This is a genomic window from Desulfurella sp., assembly GCF_023256235.1.
In the GTDB taxonomy this organism is placed as follows: Bacteria; Campylobacterota_A; Desulfurellia; order Desulfurellales; family Desulfurellaceae; genus Desulfurella.
In genome coordinates, this window is record NZ_JAGDWY010000074.1 from 2,258 (window position 1) to 20,239 (window position 17,982).

At 29.5% G+C, this 17,982-nt stretch carries 17 protein-coding genes, 1 tRNA gene and 1 pseudogene; 8 read left to right on the forward strand and 11 right to left on the reverse strand.

What is annotated here, in order from left to right:
* The 4 genes from Q0C22_RS07950 to Q0C22_RS07965 all read right to left on the reverse strand — a co-directional run.
* The coding region (locus Q0C22_RS07950; RefSeq protein ID WP_291493537.1) for an oligosaccharide flippase family protein at window positions 1–819 on the reverse strand (819 nt) is incomplete at its 3' end.
* Between the two features lie 9 nt (window positions 820–828).
* Complete coding sequence (locus tag Q0C22_RS07955; RefSeq protein ID WP_291493538.1) at window positions 829–2,205, reverse strand: mannose-1-phosphate guanylyltransferase/mannose-6-phosphate isomerase; 1,377 nt, start codon at window positions 2,203–2,205, stop codon at window positions 829–831.
* 70 nt (window positions 2,206–2,275) lie between these two features.
* On the reverse strand, window positions 2,276–2,995 hold the full coding sequence (locus tag Q0C22_RS07960) for a LytTR family DNA-binding domain-containing protein (RefSeq protein WP_291493541.1): 720 nt from the start codon (window positions 2,993–2,995) through the stop codon (window positions 2,276–2,278).
* Window positions 2,988–4,715, reverse strand: coding sequence for a sensor histidine kinase (locus Q0C22_RS07965; protein ID WP_291493543.1), 1,728 nt, complete (start codon window positions 4,713–4,715; stop codon window positions 2,988–2,990). Before Q0C22_RS07965 ends, Q0C22_RS07960 begins: the two co-directional genes overlap by 8 nt.
* 187 nt (window positions 4,716–4,902) lie before the next feature.
* Between Q0C22_RS07965 and Q0C22_RS07970 the strand changes: the two genes are divergently transcribed.
* A complete protein-coding gene (locus Q0C22_RS07970; protein ID WP_291493544.1) occupies window positions 4,903–5,805 on the forward strand; it encodes an energy transducer TonB in 903 nt (300 codons plus the stop codon).
* Here Q0C22_RS07970 and Q0C22_RS07975 read toward each other — a convergent pair.
* The 4 genes from Q0C22_RS07975 to Q0C22_RS07990 all read right to left on the reverse strand — a co-directional run bounded on the left by Q0C22_RS07975 (window position 5,771) and on the right by Q0C22_RS07990 (window position 7,913).
* A complete protein-coding gene (locus Q0C22_RS07975; protein WP_291493545.1) occupies window positions 5,771–6,352 on the reverse strand; it encodes a ribonuclease HI family protein in 582 nt (193 codons plus the stop codon). The genes Q0C22_RS07970 and Q0C22_RS07975 overlap by 35 nt on opposite strands.
* Entirely contained in the window at window positions 6,349–7,053 is a 705-nt protein-coding gene (locus Q0C22_RS07980; protein WP_291493547.1) for a C4-type zinc ribbon domain-containing protein, read from the reverse strand. The genes Q0C22_RS07975 and Q0C22_RS07980 overlap by 4 nt, the downstream gene beginning before the upstream one ends.
* Window positions 7,054–7,064: 11 nt before the next feature.
* A complete protein-coding gene (locus tag Q0C22_RS07985) occupies window positions 7,065–7,826 on the reverse strand; it encodes a Nif3-like dinuclear metal center hexameric protein (protein ID WP_291493549.1) in 762 nt (253 codons plus the stop codon).
* A gap of 11 nt (window positions 7,827–7,837) precedes the next feature.
* Window positions 7,838–7,913 (reverse strand) — tRNA-Ile (locus tag Q0C22_RS07990).
* Window positions 7,914–8,096: 183 nt separating this feature from the next.
* On the opposite strand from Q0C22_RS07990, the gene Q0C22_RS07995 reads away from it, so the two are divergent.
* From Q0C22_RS07995 to Q0C22_RS08025, 7 genes are read left to right on the forward strand one after another with little or no spacing between them, the layout of a single operon-like run.
* On the forward strand, window positions 8,097–8,882 hold the full coding sequence (locus Q0C22_RS07995) for an enoyl-CoA hydratase-related protein (protein ID WP_291493551.1): 786 nt from the start codon (window positions 8,097–8,099) through the stop codon (window positions 8,880–8,882).
* A gap of 1 nt (window position 8,883) precedes the next feature.
* Window positions 8,884–9,555: an enoyl-CoA hydratase/isomerase family protein gene (locus tag Q0C22_RS08000; RefSeq protein ID WP_291493553.1), complete on the forward strand. Its 672-nt coding sequence runs from the start codon at window positions 8,884–8,886 to the stop codon at window positions 9,553–9,555.
* Between the two features lie 9 nt (window positions 9,556–9,564).
* Complete coding sequence (locus Q0C22_RS08005; protein ID WP_291493555.1) at window positions 9,565–11,106, forward strand: DUF445 family protein; 1,542 nt, start codon at window positions 9,565–9,567, stop codon at window positions 11,104–11,106.
* A 9-nt stretch (window positions 11,107–11,115) separates the two neighbouring features.
* Entirely contained in the window at window positions 11,116–12,180 is a 1,065-nt protein-coding gene (gene ychF / locus Q0C22_RS08010) for a redox-regulated ATPase YchF (RefSeq protein ID WP_291493557.1), read from the forward strand.
* Window positions 12,177–13,124: a bifunctional riboflavin kinase/FAD synthetase gene (locus tag Q0C22_RS08015; RefSeq protein WP_291493559.1), complete on the forward strand. Its 948-nt coding sequence runs from the start codon at window positions 12,177–12,179 to the stop codon at window positions 13,122–13,124. Before ychF ends, Q0C22_RS08015 begins: the two co-directional genes overlap by 4 nt.
* Window positions 13,125–13,133: 9 nt before the next feature.
* Window positions 13,134–14,576 (forward strand): menaquinone biosynthesis decarboxylase, encoded by a 1,443-nt coding sequence (locus Q0C22_RS08020; protein WP_291493560.1) that lies wholly within the window; start codon window positions 13,134–13,136, stop codon window positions 14,574–14,576.
* Window positions 14,577–14,587: 11 nt separating this feature from the next.
* On the forward strand, window positions 14,588–14,941 hold the full coding sequence (locus Q0C22_RS08025; protein WP_291493565.1) for a carboxymuconolactone decarboxylase family protein: 354 nt from the start codon (window positions 14,588–14,590) through the stop codon (window positions 14,939–14,941).
* On the opposite strand, the gene radA is transcribed toward Q0C22_RS08025, so the two are convergent.
* From radA to Q0C22_RS08040, 3 genes and pseudogenes are all read right to left on the reverse strand, one after another.
* The gene (gene radA / locus Q0C22_RS08030) at window positions 14,922–16,202 is read right to left on the reverse strand and encodes a DNA repair protein RadA (protein WP_291493567.1); all 1,281 of its coding nucleotides are present in this window, start codon (window positions 16,200–16,202) and stop codon (window positions 14,922–14,924) included. The two genes, Q0C22_RS08025 and radA, sit on opposite strands and share 20 nt — an antisense overlap.
* Window positions 16,199–17,500: a UDP-glucose/GDP-mannose dehydrogenase family protein gene (locus tag Q0C22_RS08035; RefSeq protein ID WP_291493569.1), complete on the reverse strand. Its 1,302-nt coding sequence runs from the start codon at window positions 17,498–17,500 to the stop codon at window positions 16,199–16,201. The genes radA and Q0C22_RS08035 overlap by 4 nt, the downstream gene beginning before the upstream one ends.
* Window positions 17,501–17,526: 26 nt before the next feature.
* Window positions 17,527–17,982, reverse strand: a pseudogene (locus Q0C22_RS08040) (spermidine synthase); the annotation flags it as partial.

Sequence of the window (17,982 nt, forward strand, 5' to 3'; positions counted from 1 at the left end):
ATATAGGCTTTGACCAATAGGACTCATTAAAGCTTGCAAACTCATAACAATTTTTGAAGTTAAAGCATAATATCCCACAGCTGTATTTGTAGACACAAGACCTAAAAAAAAGGTATTTGCATTTCTATAAATGTTTGTTGATATTATTGCCAAAAATAAATGCCACCCTTCTTTCAACCGATGTTTTATATTTTCAAAACTGAAAGTCAAACTAATATTAAATTGTTTTATGGCAATGTAAAAAGCTATTAAACCACCAATTAAAAAACCTAATGAATTGATTAATGGTACATATAAATAATCTTTTTCTTGTTTAATAAAAACAAATATACACATTGTAAAAATAAGTTTTATAAGAATGTTTGTAAGCGTAATATATTTCATTTTTTCTAAACCTTGAAAAAGCCAAACTGGAAACAACATTTGCCCAATTAGCACTAAAAGTGAAAAATAAAATATCTCATATTCACTATAAAATTTTTTGAAACTAAAGATTATAACTGTAGAAATAATCAGACTAAAAATCACAAAAGCTAACTTTACATACAAAACAGATGAAAAAATTTCTGAAATTTTTTTAGAATCATTACGGTTTATCGATATTAGTTTAGTCGCAGATAAACTGAATCCATAATCTGTAAAAATAACAAAATATGCGGCAAACGACTGAGCAAATGCAACAAGACCATATTTATCAATACCAATCGTCCTTACCAGGTAAGGGATAGTGATAAAAGGCAAAATATAGTTAGCACCTTGCATTAAACCTAAAAAAATTATATTTTTAAAAACTAACTTTTTATCTTCGCTTAAACGCATTTTATCAAATCAGCATCTCTTAAAATCGTCTTCAACCCTTATAATATCATCTTCTCCTACATACTCACCAACTTGAGCTTCTATAATTACCAAATCAATTTTACCGGGATTTTCTAATCTATGAAGCTCGCCAATTTTGATATATGTAGATTCATTTGGTCTTAATATAAATTCTTTATCACCAACACTCACCTGGGCTGTACCAGACACAACAATCCAATGCTCGCTTCTGTGTAAATGTTTTTGCAAAGAAAGCCTTTTTTGCGGTTTAACTACAATTTTCTTTATTTTGTAAAATCGGTTTTGTTCTAATAACGTATAATTGCCCCATGGTCTGTATACAGTTAAGTGAGCATCTGTTAATTCTGAGTTTTTAGTTTTAAGCATAGAAACTATATCTTTTACTTTCTGACCAGAACCCTTTTTTGATATAAGTAGAGCATCAGCAGTATCAACAATAATTAAATCTTCTATGTCTATGGCTCCTATTGTCCTTGAATTTTCTTCTATAATAAGGTTATTTTTCGAATTTATAAGTATTGAATTATTTCTTGTATTACCATTTCGATCTTTTTCTAAAACCTCATAAAGACTATCAAAACTACCCAAGTCGTTCCAGTCTATATCAAAAGGCACAATTTTTAATTTTTTACTTTTTTCTGCTACAGCATAATCTATACTCTTCGATTCAATTTTTAGCATATCATCAATTTTTATTCTTACAGGAGAACAATTTTTTGCATTTTTCCATGCAGTATAAGATAACTCAAAAATTTTCTTTTCGTGCAGATTTAACTCTTCCAGATAGGTTTTTGCTTTAAAACAGAATATTCCGCTATTCCAAAAATAATTGCCATCTTCAATGTATCTTTTGGCAGTCTCTAAATCTGGTTTTTCTTTAAATTCCAAAACATCAAATCCATCAGCTTTTATGTAGCCATAACCTGTATTGGGGTTTGTAGGTTTTATACCAAATGTTACAATGTAATTTAAATTAGCAAATTCTTTAGCTTTTTCCAGACTTTTATAATAATTATCAGATTCTTTAATATAATGGTCGGCACTGGAAACAAGCACAACCTGATTTTGTTCAACCATAAAACTAGCAAAAGCAACTGCTGGTGCAGTATTTTTACCAACTGGCTCAAGTATAAACTCCACATCATCCAATCCCAAACCAATTTCCTCAATTTGATCAATCGCTAAAAAATAATGAGATTCATTTGTAACAAATATAAATTTTTCTGCAAAATCTTTATTTCTTAGTACAGTTAGTTGAAATAAAGATTTATTATCAAAAAGCTTTATAAATTGTTTTGGATAAAGGCTTCTGCTAAGTGGCCAAAGGCGGGTGCCAGAACCACCACACAAAACTACATTTACCATAAACCTCCCCTTTTTATCAAAATTTCCAAAACATTATAGAAATTGTGATGCTAAAAAGTCAAATTATTTGTTAAAATAGTCCTAGTATACTTTTTAATTCTTTAATATTTGATTTACTTACAGGTATTCGAGTTTTATTTGCATCTTTAACTACAAGCCAGTATGTGCTTTTAAACCATGGTATAATTTCTAATATATATTCCAGATTTACAATGTAGCTTTTTTGAACTCTATAAAATTGAGAAAAATTTTGTAATTTTTCTTCAAGATTTTTCATTGAGTTTTTAAAAAGAAAAGTAGAATCTTTTGTTGAAATTTCAACAAACCCTTCTTGAGATCTGGCAAATACAATTTCAGAAAAATCTAATAGATAAATTCTGCCTTTTTTTTCAACAGGTATTTTATTAATTTTTTTATTCTGTAATTCGTTTTTTTTGACAAAATTTTTTGCTTTTTCTAACGCTTTTTGCAATCTAGAAGCACTGATTGGTTTTAGCAGGTAATCAATAGCATTTAATTCAAAAGCTTCAACCGCATAATTATCATAGGCTGTCGTAAAAATTATAGCAATATTTTGATTTTCCAACATTTTTAAAAGCTCTAAACCATTTATTTTTGGGATATTTATATCAATAAATACAATATCTGGTTTAAAGTTTTTTGCTAACTTTAGACCTTCAATACCATTTTGAGCACAACCTACAATTTCAATATCATTAAATAAATGCAATAAATAAGCCAACTCATCAATTGCTGGTTGTTCATCTTCTACAATTAAAGCTTTAAGCATGAGCGATCTCTGCAAGTGGCATTAGAAAGTGCACATTTGTACCTTCACCTTCTTTTGTGTTTATATGAAGCCGCGATATATTGCCAAAAATTGACACAAGACGTTCATTAACATTTTTTATCCCTATTCCAGCACTATTTTGAGACTGAATATCGTTTTTATAATTAGTATCAAACAAACGTTGTAGTTTTTCTTGATTTATACCGGGTCCATTATCAGTTACGCTGAAATGAATATATGAACCTTTCCTTTTGATTTTTATATTTAAAATTAGTTTTGATGAGATTAAAGGCATAGAATGTTTTATGGCATTTTCAACGAGGGGCTGCAAAACAAATGCAGGTATTTTTTCGTTAAGTAAACTTTCATCAATTTCTTCTATAATTTCAATTTTACTGCCAAAACGGGCTTTTTCAATAAAAAGGTACGCTTTGGCAATTTCCAATTCTTTTTCAATCGTAATAAATGAACCAATATTTTTAAGATTATATCTAAGATATTCGCTTAAATTAATTAACATTTCTCTTGCAACCTGCGGATTAGTCCTAATAAAAGATATTACTGCATTTAGCGTATTAAACAAAAAATGTGGGTTCATCTGAGAAGCAAGTGCAATTAGTTTTGCCTGAGATGCTAATTTTTTTTGTTCTTCAACCTGAGCTATTTCAATCTGATAGGAAATTAATTGGGCAAGTCCTTTTGCTAACTCTATATCAGTATTTGAAATGATTTTTCTGCTAACTTTCTTTTTTGCTCTATAAAGTTTTAAGGTACCTATTGTTTTATCGAAACATTTTAGAGGTACAATTACAACACTATTTAATTGACATGTTCTAACTGAACAACCTATTTCTTCTTTGGTGTTTGCTATATTAATTTCACCGTTTAATATGCTATTTTTCGTGGCACTTGTCTGGATTGGCATAGAGATTTTGTGATGGTCATCTCCAACTCCAACATGTGCAAGTATTTTACTAGTATCTGTCAAGGCTACCGCATCCAAATCCGTTGACTCGTAAATAATTTTTGCTGTATTGTATGCAGATACCTCATTTAATCCGTTTCGCAAAAAAGGTAGTGTTTTATTTGCTATCTCAAGGGATAATTTAGCAAGGGCTGCAGAGATATTTTCTTTTTCATCGAGAACAGATTTTACAATCATCATAAATACAGTTATACCAATAGCATTTGTAACTGTCATTGGCATACCTATATCGTTTACTAAATCTAACGCCTTTGAATATGGTTTTGCAAATAACAAAATTATGCCCATTTGCATACTTTCTCCCAGTACACCAGCAAATAAAGCCAACTCCCAAGGTATATATTCACCTTTGTAGTATTTGCGTATAAGACCGCCAAGCAATCCCTCTAATGCAGTAGAAATTCCGCATGTTGTGGCTGTAAAACCGCCAAGCGTTAATCTATGAAATCCTGCTATCAACCCAGCACCAAATCCTACAATAGGGCCACCAATCAAACCACCAACCATAGGGCCAATAACTCTTGAATTCGCTATTGCATCTTTTATAGGTACACCGGTGTAAGTACCCAGAATGCCTATTCCAGCAAATATTAAAATTGCAAGAAACAAATCAGTTTTTTTAACTTTTGCATTGTATAGAATATTTTTAAAAAATGAGGCTTTGGATAAAAAAAATGCCAATATAGCAACAATGCTTAAGCGTTCAAGCATTGTTAAAAGCAATGAATTCATCATACAAAACCCCTATTTAATTATACATAAATTAAAAAATTAAATCAATTATTTTAAAAAAGGTTATTTTTAAAAACCTCTTTAAATACTTTTAAAAATCTATATACTTAAAACCTAAGGCATTCAATGCCTTTACAAATTTTATGTGGTCAAATTTTTTGGAAATTTAGTTGTTATTTAAAAGTAAGAAATGAAATTTTTATCTTTTACATTTTCGCTAATGCTGCATATTTTGCTCATAATTTTGATATATCTAATTATTTTTCGTTATGAAAAGCCTGTAACAAAACTTTCGCCACCAGTCTATCATGTAGATATAATACAATTGCCTAAGCAAGAGCAAAATACACAAGAAAAACAGCCTCATATAGTAGCTTCAAATATTAACAGAAAAGCCAACTCAAAAATATACTCAAAAACAGAAAAAATACCTTTAAAAAGCCTACCTCAAACTAAAATGCAAGGCACACCTCAAAAAACGCAAACACAAGAGCAAAAAGTTCCTAAAACAGCCGAAATTCAACATAAAAAAATTGTTGAAAATAACTTAGTTAATAATAAATTAAAATCCACAAACATTGAAAAATCAAAAACTACAAACAATATGCAAAGCAAACAAAATATACACCCTTCTGCTCCATATAAAATTTCTGGCAATTTATTTTCACAATCAAATAAAAACACACCAAACATTAACCCAACACAAAATTATCAAGGTACAAGTAATGTAAGAGAATACGAAAGCCCAAACGCCAGGCAGGCAACTATTGAAATCGGAACAGAATCAATAAAGTATGTATCTTATATGAAATTACTTAAAGACAAAATTCAAAACGTGTGGGTGTATCCAGAGCAAGCTCGCCTTAAAAACCAGCAAGGAACATTACTTGTAGAATTTGGTATAAATAAAAATGGTTCTTTGGCTTACGCCAAAGTGATTCGCTCAAGTGGCTACCCTATTTTGGATGAAGCTGCAATTAAAGCAATTAAAGAAGCATCACCTTTTAATCCGCTCCCAGAAAGATTTGGTGTAGATAGGCTAAATATATACGCTACTTTTACTTATGAGCTTGTTTATCACTATGTTCAATAGCAGATTTTGCCAGTTTATCAGCTTGAGAATTTAAATTTCTACTTATATGTTTAATTTCAAAATGCTCAAATTTATCAATTAAATATAAAGCTTTTTGATTCAGCACTTTAAGGTGATCTTGCTTTACAGCATATTTACCCATTATTTGCTTTACAATAAGTTCTGAATCAGAAAAAACCTGTATTGATTTTACACCTAAATCCAATCCAATTTCTAAAGCTTTGATAAGTGCAGTGTATTCTGCTTCGTTGTTTGTTTTTTCACCTATATACTCACTTACTGTTTTAATAATTTCCCCATTTTGCATAAATACTATGCCAATACCTGCTTTACCTGGATTATTACTGGAAGCGCCGTCTATAAAAACCGCGAGGATTTCGTTTGGATTACTCGATTGTTTTTTTTTGGTAAGGTAATTGTTTTTTTCAAGTTCTTCACATATTTGCTTTATCTTTCCAAAAAAATCATCGATTGAAATACCAAAGTAATTAGCAGTCTTTTCTACAGATTTAAGCTCGTAAAATTTTTTTAAAAGATTTAAATTCATTCTTTTTTGTAAAGAATCCTGCCACAATTTGGACAGTAAACAATCTCGTCTGTTTCTTCTACAAGGACGGATATCTGAGGCGGTAGCTTAATAAAACAACCATAGCAGGTCTCATTTTCCACACTTACAACAGCACTACCTTTTGCCCAAAGTGATATTTTATTGTATTTTGCTAATAAATGAGGATTTATATCGTTTAACATAATTTCTTTTTCTTTATTAATTTGCTCGATTTTATTATCAATATCCTTTTTGAATTCAGCTAATTGGGCATCAAAAGATTCTAATTTCTGTTTCACTTCGTCTATTTGTTGTTGAATCTCACTTATTTTTTTATTTTTTTCATCTACTATTGTTTGTATTTCTAAAATTTTATCTTCCAAAATACTTTTATTTGTTTTTGCAATAGTTATCTCACTGGATAAAGCTTCTGATTGTTTCTGATTTTGAATTGAATTACTTTTTTCATCAAGCTTTTCAAGCAGTGCTTCTTTTTCTTCTAATAAATTTTTCTTAAACTTTAAATCCTCTAATATCTCATTTAACTCATCTTGAAGCTGTTCCATATTCAATGTATGAGTAGTTATCAGTTCTTCCAAATTTTCCCTATCCTGAAGCTTTTTTGCAAACTCTGATTCAAGCTGATAAATTTGTTTATCATATTCTTGAATCTTTAAAAGCATTTCAATATCAGCATTCATTAACACCTCCTTTATATATAATCCCAAGGGATACGATCATTGGTACTCCTCAAAATCTTGACATTGAAATTTTTCAAATATTCAAAAAGGATATCCGCAAACCATATTTCGGTATAAAAATGAGTTGCATCAATCATATTAATGCCATTTTCTTGTGCAAAAACAGCACTGTGGTGCTTAACATCACCAGTTATAAAAACATCAATATCGTAACTTTTAAGCTTATAAATATAATCTGCACAGCTCCCAGAACATATGGCTACTTTTTTAATATGTTTGTTGTTAGATAGTACATACTTTAAAATTGGTATGCCAAGAGTTTTTTTAACATAATAAATAAATTCATCAAAATTTGATTCTTTTTCAAGTTCACCTATAAAAACAGGCTTTAAATTATCTAAAATATAGAAATTTTTTAATTGTAGTTTTTTGCACAAATAGTTATTTAAGCCAGATGGAGAAATATCCAGGTTTGTATGTGCGGCATAAATGCTAATTTCATTCTTAGTAGCAACATATAATACATTTTCTGGATAAAACTTATAATCAAAGTTTTTAAGTGCCTGTAAAAATAAAGGGTGGTGAGAAATAATGAGATTGCAATTGTTTTGCTTGGCTTCTTCAACAGTTTTTTGCCTTACATCCAAAGATAACAATATTCCGCTTAGAATCTTGTGTTTGAATAAAACTTGAAACCCAGAATTATCCCAACTTTCCTGGAAAGATAAAGGAAAAAAACTTTCTAACGCTTCAATAGCTTCAAAAATAAACATCAAACTTTTTTTGGTGGGCCCACTAGGACTCGAACCTAGGACCAACCGGTTATGAGCCGGTGGCTCTACCAACTGAGCTATGGGCCCAAACTGAGATAATTATAATAAGCAATAATTTTTTGTCAAGAATTTTTTCAATAAATATAAAATAATTGATATTTTAGTTTTTGAGTTTGAAGTAGAAATTAAGCTTCTATTACTCTTTACGTAAATGTTAAATAAAATTTGACAAAATCAATCATTTATAGTATTAATCAAAAGGAGGAAAATATGAATTTAAATTTTTTTGATATTCAACGATTAGGTAATATTGAGCTTATTTCGTTTCTTAATGAAAAACATGCAAGTGCTCAAACATGGGAGTTTTTTACTGAACTTGTTGATTTGGTAAATGAAATAGAAAATGATGACAATATATTGGTAGCAATATTCACAGGCAAAGGCAATCATTTTAGTGCTGGTTTGGATTTTAATGATTTTTTGAATCGTTTCGGAAACTTAATTGGTAATAATAGCGAAAATTTATATGAAATAATAAAAATGATGCAAAAAGGCATGAATTTATTGTTTGATGGCAATAAAATCTACATAGCAGCAATTAACGGCTACTGTATAGGTAGTGGTCTTGATTTTATAAGTGCTTGCGATTTTAGATTTTGCTCCAGCAATGCGATTTTTTGTTTAAAAGAAACCCAGTTAGGTATTATAGCAGACCTTGGATCACTACAAAGACTACCGTATATAATAGGATTCAGCAATACAAAAAAGCTTGCACTAACAAGCGAAAATATTGATTCTGAAATAGCTTTAAAAATAGGGCTTGTGAGTGAGGTATTTGAAAATAAAGAAAAAATGATCAGTGAAGTAATAAAATTTTCACAAAATATAGCAAAAAATCCAAAAAATGCTATTTTTGGTTCAAAAAAGTATATTAACAATCTCTTAAAAAGTACAATTTTTACCCAATTGGATGACATTGCTAGATTTAACGCAAATAATTTAAACCTTAAAAATATAAAAAATAATTTGCCTAGTATATTTAAAAAGGAGAGTTAAAATGGAAAGATTTTTAATAAAACAAAAAGAAAAAATAGCCTATATAATTATGAATAATAAAGAAAATAAACATGATATTGTATTTGCGAATGAATTTTTAGAAGCACTAAATTATTGTATATCTGATAAAACAATAAATTCAATAATTATAACTTCAAGTGATGAGAAAAACTTTTCTCAAGGAATAGATGTTGACTGGGTACATAAAAATTTGAAAGAAAAAAACTATGACATAGTAAAAAAATTTTTATACAAAATTAATGAAATGTTTGAAAAGATAATATTTTCTTGCGTACCAACTATCGCTCAAATTAATGGTCACGCCTTTGGCAATGGTGCATTGCTTGCTTGTGCATGTGATTTTAGATTTTCAAGAAAAGATAAAGGTTTTTTTTGTTTTCCAGAAGTTGATATTGGCATACCCTTTTTGCCTTCAATGATAGAATATTCCAAAAAAGCAATAAATTATCAATTCTACCAGCAAATTGTATTTACAGGTAAACGCTGCATTGCCGATGAACTTGAAAAGGAAGGTGTAATATTAAAAGCAGCATCAAATCTTGAAGAGTTAGAACTCACAACATTTGAGTTTGCTAAAACACTAAACAAAAACAGATCAATTTACCAAAAACTTAAAAACAGAATTTTCGCAAACATAAAAGAAGCCTTATAATTCTACGCCATGAATGATAAAAAAAAGCTTGCCAATATTTTTCTTTTAGGTTCTATTGTTGTTTTTTTGATATGCCATATCTTTACAAACCAAAATGTAATAATTTATATTTTACAAAAGGTTTCAGAAGCTGCAGTTGTGGGCGGTTTTGCTGATTGGTTTGCTGTAAGTGCGCTTTTTAGACATCCGCTTGGGTTAAAAATTCCGCATACTAATATCATAGAAAACAATCGTCAAAAACTTATAGACTCCATATCAAAAACTGTAAGCGATACCTGGTTATCAAAAAAATATCTTGTTACACAGATCAATAATATAGATGCTACCTCAATAATATTCAACCTCTCAAAAAAACAACGCTATATTAATTCTTTAAAAAAAATTACAAAAAAATTTATAATAAAAATTTTCGCCTTTACTTATACAACCCAATTTGATTCTATACTTCAAAAATGTTTAGATAACTATATTTATAAATTCAATATCTATGATATTTTTAAAGATAATACTAAAGAGTTTTTTGAAAGCAATTTTTATAAAGAACTCTACAATGTATTATCCATTAAAGCAAAGTATTACTTAATCAATTTAAATAACAAAACAATTTGCGATTTCATTATTGAAAAAATAGATACCGATATTGAAACAAAACTTTCTGAAACTTTAAAAAACATTTTAGACAACAACATAGACAATATAATAGAAAATTTATGTGATTACACTGAACTTTTAATAGAAAATAACACTGACACAATATCCAGTTATATAGAAAATTTTATTGAAAACTATAAAAATAGAGCAATCTCGAAAGATATTGTAATAACGCTACTTGAAGGTTTTAATATTATAGATAAAAAAGCTCTCTCGCAAGAGTTAATAGAACAATTAAAACTATTGATTTATGAAATAAAAGATAATAAAAATCATAAAATCAGACTCAGCATAAGAAATTATTTAACAAACCAAATAAATGAAAACCAAACAAAACTTCATTCTTACTTGATAGAATTCGTGCAAACCATATTAAATCAAAACATAAATAAAGCAAAAAACTATATAGTAAGTTACCTTAATAAAGATGATACATCAAAGAAAATTGCAAAATGGCTCAATTTAGCTATTGACAACAATACTTTTTTGGAATTTTACAAACAAAATGAATTTAGCATAAAAATGACAATTTCATCCAAAATACAAAAAACAATAAAAAACGTTATAGCACAAAACAAAATACTTATAACAAACAAAACAAACTTCGAAAGGTATTTTAATTATATCTATAATTATTTAATAACTCTACTTTTACAACATAATTATGAGTTTAATGATTTCATAAAAAAAAAATTAATCTATATAATGCGTCAAAATCATCATCTTATTGGAAAAACTGTCAAAAAATACCTTAATGATTTAAAACACGAACAATTAATAAATCAAATAGAATCAAAGGTTGGTAATGATTTACAGTATATAAGAATAAATGGCTCGATTGTAGGTTCAATTATAGGGTTTGTAATAGCAATAGTAAGTTTAATAATAAAAAAAATTTAGGAGTAGTAAATGGCTTTAGAATGCGGCATTGTTGGACTGCCAAATGTTGGAAAATCTACTACATTTAATGCACTTTCAAAGGCAAATGCCAAAAGCTCTAATTTCCCATTTTGCACCATAGAACCAAATGTTGGGGTAGCTATAGTCAAAGATAAACGTATTGAAATATTGGCAAATTTGGTTAAACCTGCAAATATAGTTTATCCTACAGTTAAATTTGTGGATATTGCTGGACTTGTTAAAGGCGCAAGCAAAGGAGAAGGGCTTGGTAATCAGTTTTTATCTCATATAAGGGATGTAAATGTAATAGTGCATTTAGTTAGATGTTTTGAAAATGAAGACATAATACATGTAGAAGGCTCTATTGATCCAAAAAGAGATATTGAGATAATAAACACAGAACTTATTTTATCAGATTTGCAGATTATAGAAAACAGGCTATCAAAAGCAAAAAAAGCAAACAAACAAGAAGCTTTTATTTTGGAAGAAATAAAAACTAAATTGGAAAAGGGTGAAAAATTGATTAATTTAAAAGCAGAAGAAGAAGATATTGCGAAAGAATTAAAGCTTATCAGTGCTAAAAAAGTCATTTATGTGGCAAATGTTGATGAAAAAAGCATAAATGGCAATAAATATACAGAAATTGTTGAAAAAATAGCAAGCCAAGAAAAAGCACCATTTATGATTATCTCAAGCAAAATAGAAGAAGACCTAGCACAAATGGAAGATGAGGAAAAAAAAGAATACTTAGAAATGCTGGGATTAAAAGAATCAGGTCTTGAAAAATTATCAAAGCTTAGCTATGCATTACTTGATTTGATAACTTTTTTTACTGCCGGGCCAAAAGAAGTTAGAGGCTGGCCAATAAAAAAAGGCACGACAGCAAAAAAAGCTGCAGGAGAAATTCATTCTGATATTGAGCGTGGCTTTATCAGAGCAGAAGTTACAAGTTTTGACGATTATATAAAAAGTGGCGGTGAAAAACAGGCTAAAGAAATGGGACTTGTAAGGCTTGAAGGCAAAGATTATATAATTCAAGATGGTGATATAGTTTACTTCAGGTTTAATGTATGAAGCCAGTTGTAATTAGAAACCTAAATGACTTTCCAAAGCTGAGCTATACAATAGTAGCGCTTGGTAATTTTGATGGTATACATTTAGGTCACCAACAACTTTTAAAAAAAATTGAAGAAATAAAGCAAAAAACAAATGGAAAAACCGTTGTATTTACATTTTATCCACACCCCCTAAAGATTATAAAACAGTACAATAATGCTTTCATTATGCAGTCGTTTAGAGAAAAATACGAAATCTTGTGTAAATTTGATGTTGATTACATTTTTTGTGCACGTTTTACAAAAGAATTTGCCATGCTTCACCCACAAGCTTTTGTTAAAAAATACCTTTGTGATGGTTTGAAAGCCAAAGAAGTATGTGTAGGCTACAACTATACATTTGGAAAACTTGCTTTGGGAAACACACTTTCCTTAAAGGAATATTCTCAAGAATATGGTTTTAAACTGCATATAATTCCTGCTTATAAAATTGACAATATTACTGTAAGTAGTTCAAAAATCCGAAAATTTCTCCAAAATGGCCAAATCGAACTTGCAAACAAATTTTTAGGCAGATTATACAGCATAAATGGAATTGTCAAAAAAGGCAAACAAAGGGGAAAATCGCTTGGCTTTCCGACTGCAAATATCTATTTTAATCGTCCACTTTTATTAAAAGAAGGTGTTTACGCAGGTTTTGCTAAAATAAATGATACCTATTATAAAGCAGCCATAAATATAGGCTCAAATCCAACATTTTCTGATCAAATCGTTCATCTTGAAGCCTATTTAATTGATTTTGATGGTGATTTATACAATAAACGAATCAATATATACTTTGTAAAATATATAAGGCAGGAAACAAAGTTTGATTCAAAAGAAAAACTTTTAGAACAAATAAAAAGCGATGTAGAAATTATAAATTCAAGTTGCAATGAAAATACGCTTGCTTGTGTTTTTTAGGAGGTTAAAATGATTTTTAAAGACTTACAAGACTACATAAATGCCCTTGAGAAAAAAAAAGAACTCTTGAGAGTAAAAATAGAAACAGACCCCATATACGAGATGGCTGAAATCGCAGATAGGCTTGTTAAACAAAAAGGCAAAGCAGTTTTATTTGAAAAACCAAAAGGTTCAAAAATACCTGTTGCGATGAATCTTTTTGGAACAATAGATAGAACACAATTTGCTTTAGGTGTTGAAAGCTTGGATGAATTGTCTCTAAGAGTAAAAGAGCTTATAAATATAGAAATTCCAACAAATTTTTGGGATAAATTAAGAAATATAATGAAATTCAAAGAACTTTCACATTATCTGCCAAAAATTGTTAAAAATGCACCTTGCCAGCAAGTTATTGAAGATGATGTAGATTTATTTAAATACCCGATCCTCAAAACATGGCCTCAAGATGGGGGAAGGTTTATTACACTTCCACTTGTTTTTACCAAAAACCCCATTACAAAAAAGCAAAATTGCGGGATGTATAGAATGCAAGTATTTAGCAAAAATACAACAGGAATGCACTGGCATATACACAAAGATGGTGCTTACCATTTCAGCTACTACAAAAAAAATAAAATAAAAATGCCGGTTTGTGTATGCATAGGTGCAGATCCTATAACAATATATTCTGCTACTGCACCTCTTCCAGAAGATATAGATGAAATGCTTTTTGCATCTTTTTTAAGAAAAGAAGGTATTGAGCTTGTAAAATCTTCACTTTGGGATGATATTTATGTACCTGCAAATGCAGAAATTGTTTTAGAAGGCTATGTTGACCCAGATGAGTTAATGCTTGAAGGTCCTTTTGGAGACCATACTGGATATTATTCTTTGGCTGATTACTATCCTGTTTTTCACATACAACGTATAACAAGAAAAAAAAATCCTATTTATCCTGCAACAATTGTAGGAAAACCACCCATGGAAGATGCTTATCTAGGAAAGGCCACTGAACGCTTATTTTTACCAATCATACAAAAAATCCTACCAGAAATTGTTGATATTAATTTACCAATTGAAGGAATATTTCATAATTTTGCCTTTGTTTCAATAAAAAAACAATTCCCAGCCCATGCTTTCAAGGTTATAAATGCCCTTTGGGGTTTGGGTATGATGAGTTTAACTAAAATTATTGTTGTATTTGATGATAATGTAGATGTACAAAATATATCAGAGGTTATATGGAGACTGGGAAACAATATTGACCCACAAAGAGACATAATTTTCACGAAAGGACCTATTGATGTACTTGATCATGCATCAAATATAGCTCAAATGGGATCTAAAATGGGAATAGATGCAACAAAAAAATTAAAATCAGAAGGTTTTCTAAGAGATTGGCCAGACGATATAGAAATGCCAAAAGAAATAAAAGATCTCGTTGATAAAAAGTGGAGCAAATATTTTAAATAAAAGAGGTATCTATGAGACCTGACATGATAAAAAATGCACATGATTTAATAGCTGATATGGAAAAAAATTTTAAAGAAATCGACTTTCAATCAAAAGACACAGGTGAATCATTTAAAAAATTTTTAGATAAGGTATTTAAAGACAACCACCTTGACACAAAAACAAAGGCTTTAATAGCCATAGCGCTATCTGTCCTAAAACAGTGCAAGTGGTGTATAACATACAGTGTTAATTTAGCTTTAGAAAATGGCGCAACAAAAGAACAGATACATGAAGCTGGGTGGGTTGCGGTTTCCTTTGGTGGATTCAGTGCTTATACGTATATGCAAATATTAACTAAAAGTCTCAATGACCTTGCAAAATAGCTTTTAAAAGAGACTCAACATTTGGTGTATTTTCGTGTAAAAATAACTTTATATTTGAGCTGTTGAGTTTTTTGCGCAATACATCCGGTAATTTGATTTTTCTAATATTTCCCAAAAGATCAATTTCACCCAAAAATACATAGTTTTTTTGTATGATTATCTTTTTTAAAGATGATATAATACTTGCAGCTACAGCCATATCTACAAGTGTATTATTAATTTTAAAACCACCTATAACATTTAAATAAACATCATATTCTAAACTGGAAATCCCAAGGCGCTTTTCTATTACAGCCAAAAGCATATTTAAACGGTTTAAATCAAAACCCACGCTTGTCCTTCTTGGCATACCAAAAGGACTTCTTACACAAAGAGCTTGGATTTCAACAAACATTAAGTAAGAACCTTCTAAAATTGCACCAATTGCTTTGCCTTCAGATTCTGTTGCATCTTCTATATATGTTAAAAATTCATCTTCAACTATTTTTAAACCGTTTTGAGTCATTTGAAAAATTACAACTTGCTCTGTGCTTGCAAAACGATTTTTTGTAGCTCTAAGCAACCTGTGATTAAACTTTTCATCACTTTCAAGATAAAATACAGCATCAACTAAGTGTTCAAGTGCCTTTGGACCGGCAATTATACCTTCTTTTGTTATATGACTTACTATAATTAGCGTTTTATTGTATTCTTTGGCTGTTTCAATAAGCTTTTGTGCACACAGTCTAACCTGATTGATGCTGCCTACATATGAATCAACATCATTTGAGTAAATCGTATGAATGGAATCAATTATAAATATATCAAAATCCTGATTTAAAGCAAAGATAATTTCGTCCAAATCGTTTGATTCTAAAACCTGTATCTTACTATTTAATCTATTTGCTTTCAAACTTAACTGATTTGCTGATTCTTCTGCACTAATATACAATACTTTGTGATTATTTTCTAATAGATATTTGGATAATTGTAGCAATAACGTAGATTTTCCAATTCCAGGAGAACCTGCCACCAAATAAACACCTCCAGATACAAATCCACCACCTAAAAAATCATCTATCTGCTTATAATTGGTTTTGTAAGTAATAGTTTCCTGTAAATTTATCTCGTCTAAGCTGACTATATTTAAACTGGGATTTTTATGCTTATTTTGTGTTTCTTGTTTTAACGTGTTCCATTCACCACAATTTGGGCATTTACCTGCCCATTTGGTAGTTTTAAATCCACAATTTGAACATACATAGTAATTTTTTTCTTTCATCTACCGATACTAAAACAAATTTTTGTGTATTTTTTTAGGATATTTTTTTCCCAGATGTTTCTTCCGTCAATAACGATTTTATCTCTAAAACGTTTAAACTCAATATTTTTAAACTCATCCCATTCAGTTACAAGAATTAATATGTCGCTTTTATCCAATGCCTCATATTTATCTTTTGTAATAATTAAATTTTTATTTGCAATAGGCAAACTCTTTACTATTGGATCATATGCAAATACAATTGAATTATTTTTTAACAACTCATTTATAATAGTAAGTGAGGCAGCTTCTCTAATATCATCTGTATCAGGCTTAAATGCAAGTCCCCATAAAGCAACTTTGGCACCATTTAAATCAATATTTAGTTGTTTTAATATTTCAATAGGTTTGATTTTTTGATTTTCGTTTACTTTTATCACAGCATCTAAAATAGATGATTCAACATTGTATTTTCTTGATGTATGTATTAAAGCTTTTACATCTTTTGGAAAGCAAGAACCGCCAAAACCTAAACCCGCTTTCAAAAAATATGGACCTATACGTTTATCTAAACCCATACCTTTTGAAACTATTTCTATATCTGCGCCAATTTTTTCACTTAGGTTCGCCATTTCATTTATAAATGAAATTTTTGTAGCCAAAAATGCATTAGATGCATACTTTATCATTTCAGCTGTTGGAAGATTTGTTATTATCATTGGTGGATTTAGTGTTGAATACAAAGAAGCAGTTTTAAGTGCTATATCCTTATTATCTGAGCCTATTACTATCCTATCGGGATTCATAAAATCTTCTACCGCTTTGCCTTCCCTTAAAAATTCAGGGTTAGAAACTACGCAAAAATGTTTACCTGGCTCTTTTATTCCTTTTTTTAGTAATTCACTTTCTAGTAATTTTGTGGCCCACCTACCTGTGCCAACTGGTACTGTAGATTTATTTACAATTATCTTAAAATCGTTTTCGTTTATATAAGATGCTATAGTTTTTAGTGTATCTTCAACAAAACTTAAGTCTGCAGAACCGTCAGGCAAAGATGGCGTTCCCACTGCAATGAAAATAAAATCAGAATTTTTAATGGCATAATCATAGTTTGTTGTAAACTCTATGTTATCCGATTCTTGAGCTAATGTAACAATTTTATCAAGCTGAGGTTCATAAATTGGTATCTCGCCTTTTTTTAATTTTTCAATTTTTTCTTTATTTATATCAAGACAAATAACTTTATGACCAAGATATGCAAAACAACTGCCTGTAACTAAACCCACATATCCCGTACCCAAAATAGATATTTTTTCCATAAAGATCACCTTCTATATATAAAAATTTATTTTATTAATTTTAAAACAAACTGCGGCAGAACAAAACAAGCTTTATGAATTTGATTATTGTAGTATTTATATGAATTTGCATTTTTTTTATACAATTCTTCATTAAAATAATCGTGTAGATTAATGTTTTTGTAACCTATAGAAAATAACCACATACCAGAAGGATATGTTGGAATAAATGCACAATAATTGAGTGTATTTGCGCCAAATGCTTTTTGCATGTTTTTTCGAGACTTCAAAAACCAATCAGGGTTGTAATATGGATTTTCGGCTTGTGCAACAACTATACCATCATCATTTAAAATATTATAAACATTACTGTAAAATTCTCCGCTAAACAAACCCTCTGCTGCTCCAAATGGATCTGTGGAATCAATAATAATTAAATCAAACTTTTCACTTGTATTTTTAACAAATTCTATGCCATCACCAATAATCACTTCAACTCTTTT